Annotated in this window: 4 protein-coding genes and 6 pseudogenes; 5 read left to right on the forward strand and 5 right to left on the reverse strand. The window is 72.9% G+C overall.

The features are described 5' to 3' along the window. Positions 1-491, reverse strand: a pseudogene (locus tag B9S61_RS05600) (hypothetical protein); the annotation flags it as partial. Further along, on the reverse strand, positions 488-1,276 hold the full coding sequence (locus tag B9S61_RS05605; protein WP_146064723.1) for a hypothetical protein: 789 nt from the start codon (positions 1,274-1,276) through the stop codon (positions 488-490). The pseudogene B9S61_RS05600 and the gene B9S61_RS05605, both read right to left, overlap by 4 nt. Before the next feature lie 226 nt (positions 1,277-1,502). On the opposite strand from B9S61_RS05605, the pseudogene B9S61_RS05610 reads away from it, so the two are divergent. Further along, positions 1,503-2,380 (forward strand): annotated as a pseudogene (locus B9S61_RS05610) (TIM barrel protein). 51 nt (positions 2,381-2,431) lie between these two features. On the opposite strand, the pseudogene gcl reads toward B9S61_RS05610, so the two are convergent. After that, a pseudogene (gene gcl / locus B9S61_RS05615) lies at positions 2,432-3,603 on the reverse strand (glyoxylate carboligase); the annotation flags it as partial. A 204-nt stretch (positions 3,604-3,807) separates the two neighbouring features. On the opposite strand from gcl, the gene B9S61_RS05620 reads away from it, so the two are divergent. From B9S61_RS05620 to B9S61_RS42115, 3 genes and pseudogenes are all read left to right on the forward strand, one after another. After that, positions 3,808-4,479, forward strand: a complete 672-nt coding sequence (locus B9S61_RS05620; RefSeq protein WP_103541194.1) for a hypothetical protein — start codon at positions 3,808-3,810, stop codon at positions 4,477-4,479. Between the two features lie 130 nt (positions 4,480-4,609). Then, positions 4,610-4,975: pseudogene (locus B9S61_RS42110) on the forward strand (GNAT family N-acetyltransferase); the annotation flags it as partial. A gap of 159 nt (positions 4,976-5,134) precedes the next feature. Next, positions 5,135-5,599, forward strand: a complete 465-nt coding sequence (locus tag B9S61_RS42115) for a GNAT family N-acetyltransferase (protein ID WP_258039559.1) — start codon at positions 5,135-5,137, stop codon at positions 5,597-5,599. Positions 5,600-5,761: 162 nt separating this feature from the next. Here the strand turns inward: B9S61_RS42115 and B9S61_RS05630 are convergent. Together B9S61_RS05630 and B9S61_RS05635 are read right to left on the reverse strand one after the other, a co-directional pair. After that, a pseudogene (locus tag B9S61_RS05630) lies at positions 5,762-6,196 on the reverse strand (AMP-binding protein); the annotation flags it as partial. Next, the gene (locus B9S61_RS05635) at positions 6,193-7,866 is read right to left on the reverse strand and encodes an AMP-binding protein (protein WP_103541196.1); all 1,674 of its coding nucleotides are present in this window, start codon (positions 7,864-7,866) and stop codon (positions 6,193-6,195) included. The pseudogene B9S61_RS05630 and the gene B9S61_RS05635, both read right to left, overlap by 4 nt. A 141-nt stretch (positions 7,867-8,007) precedes the next feature. Between B9S61_RS05635 and B9S61_RS05640 the strand changes: the two are divergent. Next, positions 8,008-8,257 (forward strand): annotated as a pseudogene (locus tag B9S61_RS05640) (helix-turn-helix transcriptional regulator); the annotation flags it as partial.

An 8,257-nucleotide genomic window follows, 5' to 3' on the forward strand; every position in this document is an offset into this window, starting at 1 on the left:
CGGTCGGCCACCCGCCGTTCGCCGTCGTTGCCGGGGCGCCGGGCGGACACCACGGCGAGCAGTCCGGCGGTGGTGCGGGGGAAGCGGAGCCGCCCGAACCCGGCGACGGGGCGGGAGAGCTGGGCGACGAGTTCGACGAGCATCTCCACCGCGTGGGAGTTGTTGGACGTCTCCGGTCCGACGCCGGCCCGCTCCTGGAGCTCCGCGCAGTTGATCCGGGCGAACGGCACGCGTGGGCCGGGCCAGGGGCCGGTGTCGGGCGCGTAGGCCTGCTGGAGGTCGTCGAGCATGGCGCTCTTGCCGGTGCCGTGCCGTCCGCTGAGCAGCACCACGGGCAGGTCGTCGGCGAACTCGTGGTGCGGGGCCCTGCGGTGGTGGTCGCGGCTGAGGCCGACCAGTCGCGGCACCAGCCGGCGCAGCACGGGCTGGCGCGCGTACACCTCCGGGATCTGGTTGTCCGCCGCCGGGGCGGGGCCGGAGGGACCGGTCATCCGAGCCTCAGCAGGGAGCTGACGATGTCCGAGACGATGCCGGAGGCCATGTCCCGGCTCATGGAGCCCACGGACCTGGAGCCGGCCTGTGCGAGGTCCCGGCTGTGCCGCAGGAAGCGCTCCACGGTGCTCGCGTCGGGCGGGGCGCCGCCGTGCGAGGCCTCGGTCAGCGCCGCGGCGAGTTCGCGCACCTGCCGCACCTCGCTGTCGCTCTCCGACAGGTCGGGGCGGGACGCCTGTACCAGCCTGGCCAGTTGTTCGAAGGAGAGGAACACCCCGGCGCCGTGTTCCATGACGCCGACGTGCACGGGAGCGGGCAGGTCCAGGTGATCCTTGGCGTACTCCAGGTCCTCCAGGGGGAGTTGCCGTCCGCAGTAGTAGGCCTCGCGCGACCAGAGGAAGTCCTCCGCACCGGGCCCGCCGTCGTGGTACTTCCCGGACCGGTCCCACCAGGCGAACAGGGCCGCCTTGGCGTAGCGGCGCCGGGTTTCACGGTCGGCGTACGCCTCGTCCCAGACGCGGGCCTCGGCGAGCCCCGTGGGGGTGGGGCTGACCAGGGGCGGCACGGCGCCGGAGTCGTTGTGGACGGCTATCCAGCCGAGCGCGGAGAGGCGTTCCACGACGCCCTCCACCAGCTCCAGGGTGCAGCGTTCGTGGTGGGCGTAGGCGGAGCCGGCCACGCGGCGCCCCTCGACTCCCCCGGTCTCCTCGCGAAGCCACAGCAGGAACCGCGCGGACGCGGCACCTGTCTCGTCGTAGACCGGTGAGAGCCCGTTCGTGGGCACCGCCCTGGATCTGATCATCATCGTCCCCCAACTCTCGTGACCAGCCTGGGCGTTCGCCTTCCCAGAACTGTGATGTCAAACACGTCATAGATGACGTGAGGTCGCCGCCCCCTTGACAGCTCCACCCCACCGCGGGCAGCCTTTCCGGTAAACAGAAGTAATTTTCCGCTATACGGAAAATGTCGGGATGTCGACGCGAAAGCTCACCAGGAAGGAGCGCGACCCGATGGGATTCACGGAGCAGCGCTTCACCGTCAACCTGTCGATCCTCTTCGCGGAACTCCCGCTCCTGGAGCGCCCCGCGGCCGCCGCCGCGGCCGGCTTCACCGCGGTCGAACTGTGGTGGCCCTGGGCCGGCTCCCCACCCCCGGGCGGTCCGAGACGGACGCGTCGCGGAAGGCTCTCCGGGACGCGGGCGTACGGCTCACGGGCCTGAACTTCTACGCCGGACGGCTGCCCGGCCCCGACCGCGGCGCCCTGTCCGTCCCCGGTGAGGAGTCGGAGCGGTTCCGCGCCAACGTCGACGTGGCCGCCGACTTCGCCGCGTCCCTCGGCTGCACGGCCCTCAACGCGCTCTACGGCAACCGGGTCGACGGCGTGGACCCGGCCGATCAGGACGCCCTCGCGCTGGAGAACCTCGCCCTCGAGGCCCGGGCCGCCGACCGGATCGGCGCGACCCTGCTGGTCGAGGCGCTGAACAGGCCCGAGTCGCCGCGGTATCCGCTGGTGTCGGCGCCGGCCGCCATGGGCGTCGTGGACAAGGTCAACGCGGCCACCGGCCTGGACAACGCGCGGTTCCTGATGGACCTGTACCACCTGGCGGTGAACGGCGAGGACCTGCCGTCGGTGATCGACCGGTACGCGGAGCGGACCGGTCATGTGCAGATCGCCGACAGCCCCGGCCGCGGCGCCCCCGGCACCGGCTCGCTCCCGCTGGAGGAACTGCTGGGCCGGCTGCTGGGCCGGCTGCGCACGGCCGGTTACGACGGCTGGGTGGGCCTGGAGTACAGGCCCGGCGGCCGCCCGAGCGCCGAGGCCTTCGACTGGCTGCCCCGCGAGGGCCGCCGACCCTCCCCTCACGCGAACCGAGAGGCACCCTCATGAGCAGTCTTCCCAGGATTTCCTGGATCGGCCTCGGCGTCATGGGCTCCCCCAGACGTACCGGGTCCCGGGGCCGAAGGCCCTGTTCATCTCCTGGTAGACCCGCTGCGGTTTGATGGGGATGCCGTCGAAGTGCGTACGGCGCTGGAGTGTCGCCCGCTTCTCCTGGGCGGCGGCCGCCCACGCGGAACGGTCGGGCAGCTCCCCCCGGGCCTCCAGCTCCTCGGCCATGTCGACGAACAGCTCCAGCGCGGCGCGCGCGTCGGAGGCGATGCCGTAGTCAGGGGGGGGAAGATCCTGCCGATCTGGGTGGGTTCGACGTCGACGTGGACGAAGGTGCGGCCGGCCGTGTAGACGTCGAGCCTCCCGGTGTGGCGGTTGGCCCAGCGGTTGCCGATACCGAGGACGAAGTCGGACTCCAGGAAGGTCGCGTTGCCGTAGCGGTGCGAGGTCTGCAGGCCGACCATCCCGGCGTTGAGCGCGTGGTCGTCGGGGAGGACGCCCCAGCCCATGAGGGTCGGGACGACCGGGGTACCGGTCAACTCGGCGAACCGGCGGAGGAGTCCGGCCGCGTCCGCGTTGATGACACCCCCGCCGGCGACGATCAGCGGACGCCTCGCGGCGTTGAGCATGCCGAGCGCCTTCTCGATCTGCGCGCGGGAGGCGGCCGGCCTGTGGACCGGAAGCGGCTCGTACGTGTCCGGGTCGAACTCGATCTCCGTCATCTGCACATCGATCGGCAGGTCGACCAGGACCGGGCCGGGCCGCCCGGAGCGCATGAGGTGGAAGGCCTGCTGGAAGACTCCGGGAACCTGGGCGGCCTCCAGCACGGTCACCGCCATCTTGGTGACCGGCCGGGCGATGGAGGCGATGTCGACCGCCTGGAAGTCCTCCTTGTGGAGCACCGCGGTCGGCGCCTGGCCGGTGACGCACAGGATCGGGACGGAGTCTCCGACGGCGGAGTACAGGCCGGTGATCATGTCGGTGCCGGCCGGTCCGGACGTGCCGATACAGACACCGATGGCGCCGGGACGGGCGCGGGTGTAGCCCTCGGCCATGTGCGAGGCGCCCTCGACGTGGCGGGCGAGGGTGTGGGTGATGCCGCCCGATGCCTTGAGGGAGGTGTAGAAGGGGTTGATCGCCGCGCCGGGGACGCCGAACGCGTCGGTGACGCCCTCCCGCTTGAGGATCTCAACTGCCGCGCGGGCAGCGGTCATTCGGGCCATCGAGTTCTCCTGATTCGGCTGTCGGATCCGCACTCCCGTCGCGCCCCGCGATGAGTTTTTTCCGTAGAGTGGAATCATACTTCTGCTATCTGGAATACGAAGGTAGGTCGGTGGCCGGAGTGCGTCAAGAGACCGGCAAGTGCCGGACACGGGCGCCCGGGAGGAGGACGATGGGCACCGTCTCGCGGACCACGGGAGAGGGTCATGCCCGAGAGCGTGCCGGTGCACTGCCCCGCCTGTCGGCGCTCGCACCGCTACACGGCGCCGTCGTACCCCTGCGGATGCGGCGCGCCCGTCAGCCCGCCGCTGGACCTCGACGGGGTGCCCGGCACCGTCGACCACCGCTCCTGGCGGGAGGAATGGATCACCCTGCGCTGCGGATGCTGCGGTCTGCGCGGCGAGTGGCCGCGCCCTGAACTGGGCTGCCCGTGCGGCACGGTGCTGCGGATCCCGGTGGCGGGCCCCGAGGCGTCCGTCCCGGCCGGCCGGCCCGGGGGCCCCGCCTTCCGTCCGGTGCCGATCCGCACCGCGCGGGACGCCGTCACGGCCGCCGTGCTGTATCTGCGCCGGCTCGGTCACGAGGACATCCGGCGCGCGGACCAGCGGCCCCCGTCCGGCATCGGCCTGGCCGGCCGGGGCGTCCTGGCCCAGGTCGACCCGTCGGCCCGGCCGGCGACCTCGCGGGACGTGGAGTGCCTGTGGCTGACGGCGATGACGGAGTCGTCGGCGTGCCTGTACTTCTCCCTCACCGGGTACGCGGAGGAGGCCCGGGCCCGCGCCGACGCCCTGGGGATCCCGCTGTTCCTGCTGGACCCGACCGGCGCCCCGCGGCCCGTGAACGGCCCCGCCGACGCGCTGCACGGCGACGGGGCCTGAAAATCCGGCGACGCGCCCGCAACGGGCGCCCGATACTCGACGGATGCGCATCCGTCCCGCCGCTCCCGGCGAACTCCCCGCTCTCCAGGACCTCGAACGGGCGGCCGGCGCCCCGTTCCGCGACGTCGGCATGCCGGACATCGCCGAGGACGAACCACCCGCCCTGGACCTGCTGGAGCGCTACCGGCGGGCGGGCCGCTGCTGGGTCGCGGCCGACGAGGCCGATGCCGATGCCGTCGGCGACGACGGCGGCGGGGGCGAGGGCGGGGGCGAGGGCGGCGACCGGCTCCTCGGCTATCTGATCGCCGAACCGGTGGACGGCGCCCTCCATGTCGAGCAGGTCTCCGTCCACCCGGGCGCGGCCCGCCGGGGCGTGGGCCGTGCCCTGCTCTCCCATGCCGCCCGTCACGCCCGCGAGGAGGGGCTGGCCGCCCTGACGCTGACCACGTTCGCCGGCGTCCCGTGGAACGCCCCCTACTACGCGCGCCTCGGTTTCCGCACCCTGGCCGGGCCCGGACTCACCCCCGGGCTCCGCCGGATCCGGGCCGAGGAGGCCGGCCACGGACTCGCCCGGTGGCCCCGCGTGTGCATGCGCCTCGACATCCCCCGCACGGGCGGGACGAGTGGGGAGACCGTCGCCCCGGGGGCCGTTCCGGTGACGATCAGACCGGCACGCGAGCGCGACGTACCGGGTCTCCTCGGCCTGGCGGCCCAGGTCGAGCAGTGGTTCGGCCCGATGGTCGAGGAGGCCGGTTTCCACGCCGCGGTGCGTGAGGACATCGCCGGCTCCACGGCCCTCGTCGCTCCGTCCTCCGGGCCGGATCTCCTCGGCGGACTGCTGTTCGCCTCCGCTCCGCCGGTCTACCACGTGCACTGGCTCGTCGTCTCGCGGCGGGCCCGGGGCACCGGCGTCGGCCGTGCGCTGATGACGGAGGCGGTACGCCGGTGGGTGCGCGGACCCGGGGAGATCGAGGTGGTCACCTTCGGGCCCGACCACCCCGGTGCCGTCGACAGCGGGGCCCGCGCCTTCTACGAGCGGCTCGGGTTCGTCCCCGCCGAGGCCGCCGCCCCGGGTCCGGAGGGCGGCTCCCGTCAGGTCTTCCGGCGGGCGGTCGCCTGACCGCGCGGGTCAGCCCGCCGCGTACCGCTCCCGCAGTTCCACCTTGCGCGCCTTCCCGGACACCGTCATCGGGAAGGTGTCCAGGAGCTGGAGCCGGCTGGGGACCTTGTAGTGGGCCAGGCGGCCGTCGCAGTAGGCGCGCAGTTCCTCCAGGGTGAGCGGGTCGGGGCAGGAGCCGCGCACCTGGTCCACCAGCGCCCGGTAGTCGCTGCCCTTGTGGGCGAGCGAGGCGACCAGCAGTGCGATCCCGGACTGGCGCAGCACGTACTGCAGCTCGTGGGCGCGGTAGGCGGGGTTGATGTTCACCATGACGGCGCCGATGCGGGCGGTGGCGTACTGCACCAGCACCCACTCGGGGCAGTTGACCGCCCAGATGCCGACCCGGTCGCCGGTCTCGATGCCCTTGGCCAGCAGTCCGCGCGCCACCTCGTCGACGGCCGCGCCGAACTCGGCGTAGGTCCAGCGGCGTCCGGAGCCCACGTCGACCAGGGCCTCGCGGTCGGGCCACGCGGCGACCGTCCGGACCAGGTCGGCGCCGATGGTGTCGCCGAGCAGCGGGGTCCCGCTGGTCCCGTGCGTGTAGGAGAGCGCGGTCACCTGAAGTCCTCCTCGCGGTATTCGCCGGCGGAGCCGGCCGCCGTCGCCTCGCGCAGTTCGATGCGGCGGATCTTGCCGGAGACGGTCTTGGGCAGCTCGCCGAACTCCAGCCGGCGGACCCGCTTGTAGGGGGCGAGTGCCTCGCGGGAGTGCTCGAAGATCACCTTCGCGGTGTCGGGGCCGGGCTCCCAGCCCTCCGCCAGCACGACGTACGCCTTGGGCACGGCCAGCCGCAGCTCGTCCGGTGCGGGGACGACCGCGGCTTCGGCGACCGCCTCGTGCTCCAGCAGGGCGCTCTCCAGCTCGAACGGGCTGATCTTGTAGTCACTCGCCTTGAAGACGTCGTCGCTCCGCCCGACGTACGTCAGGTATCCGTCCTCGTCCCACGCGCCGATGTCCCCCGTCCGGTAGTAGCCCCCGGCCATCGCCTCCGCCGTACGGTCCGGGTCGCCGTGGTAGCCGGTCATCAGGCCCACCGGGCGGACGGAGAGGTCGAGCGCGATCTCTCCCTCGGCGGCGCCGGGCGCGCCGGAGACCGGGTCGAGGAGTTCGACGCGGTAGCCGGGGCTGGGGCGGCCCATGGAACCGGTCCTGAGGACCTGCCCGGGACTGTTGGAGACCTGCACGGCTGTCTCGGTCTGCCCGAAACCGTCCCGGACGGTGACGCCCCAGGCGCGCCTGACCTGCTCGATCACCTCGGGGTTGAGCGGTTCACCCGCGGCGACGACCTCGCTCGGCGGGGTGCGCAGCCGGCCCAGGTCGGACTGGATGAGCATGCGCCACACGGTCGGCGGGGCGCAGAAGGTGGTGACGCCGGCCCGGTCCATCTCCGTCAGCAGGCGGAGCGCGTCGAAGCGGGTGTAGTTGTGCAGGAAGACGGTGGCCTCGGCGTTCCACGGGGCGAAGAGGTTGGACCAGGCGTGCTTGGCCCAGCCGGGCGAGGAGATGTTGAGGTGCACGTCGCCGGGTTGCAGGCCGATCCAGTACATGGTCGCCAGATGCCCGACGGGGTAGGAGGTGTGGGTGTGCTCGACCAGCTTGGGCCGGGCGGTGGTGCCCGAGGTGAAGTACAGCATCAGGGGGTCGTCGGAGAGGGTGGGCCCGTCGGGCGCGAAGTGCTCGGCGGCAGCGTACGCGTCCTCGTACGGCAGCCAGCCCGCGGCGGCGCCCTCCCCCACGGCGATCCGGGTGTAGTCGCCGGGCACCTCGTCGAACTTCGGGGTGTCCGCGGCGCGCACGATCACATGGCGGACACGGCCGCGGTCGACGCGGTCGCGCAGATCGGCGGGGCCGAGCAGCGGGGTGGCCGGGATGACCACGGCGCGCAGCTTCATCGCGGCGAGGGCGGTCTCCCACAGTTCGGCCTGGTTGCCGAGCATCACCAGCACCCGGTCCTCGGCGGCCACGCCCTTCCGGCGCAGCCAGTTCGCGACCTGGTCGGAGCGGCGGGCGAGCGCGGCGAAGGACAGCCGGGTCTCGTCGCCGTTCTCCTCGACGAGACGCAGCGCGGTGCGGTCGTTGCCGTCCGCGATCACGTCGAACCAGTCCAGCGCCCAGTTGAACCGCTCCGGCCGGGGCCACTCGAAGTCCCGGTAGGCGGTGGCGTAGTCCTCGCGGTGTTCCAGCAGTAGGTCCCGGGCCCTGCGGAACGCGTCCGTAGCCGTCGTCATCTTCTCCTCCTCCTGCCGGACCATTGCCGGGCGGCACTCCCCCATCGTGTAATCCGTGACGGAGGTCTCACTACCCCCGAACGGGGGTGTGCGCCCGTACAGGAGCCGCGGTGAAGGGGCGAACAGGTGAACGCTGACCCGATGAGGTCGGGGGACGCGGTGGAGATCCGCGGGGCGCCGGCCCGGCTGCGGCGCGCGACCGGGCTGCCGGTCGCGTTCGGCGGGCTGGTGGAACCGGGGCGCCGGCACGTCCGTATCAGCCAGCTGAGCGGCACCGCGACACCCGCGCCGAGCGCACTCGCGGTGACGTCGGGCAACGGTCTGGGCGGCAGGGCGGTGGCACTCGCCCGTCCGTGTGCGGTGACGGACTACTCCGTCTCGCGGCGGATCA

The sequence above is a fragment of the Streptomyces sp. SM1 genome (assembly GCF_002910825.1).
GTDB lineage: Bacteria > Actinomycetota > Actinomycetes > Streptomycetales > Streptomycetaceae > Streptomyces > Streptomyces okerensis.

What these genes read in the sequence shown, in the direction of transcription:
- B9S61_RS05620 (WP_103541194.1), top strand. Translation starts at nt 3,808, where the DNA reads ATGCCCGAGAGCGTGCCGGTGCACTGCCCCGCCTGTCGGCGCTCGCAC.
- B9S61_RS05635 (WP_103541196.1), bottom strand. Translation starts at nt 7,866, where the DNA reads ATGACGACGGCTACGGACGCGTTCCGCAGGGCCCGGGACCTACTGCTG.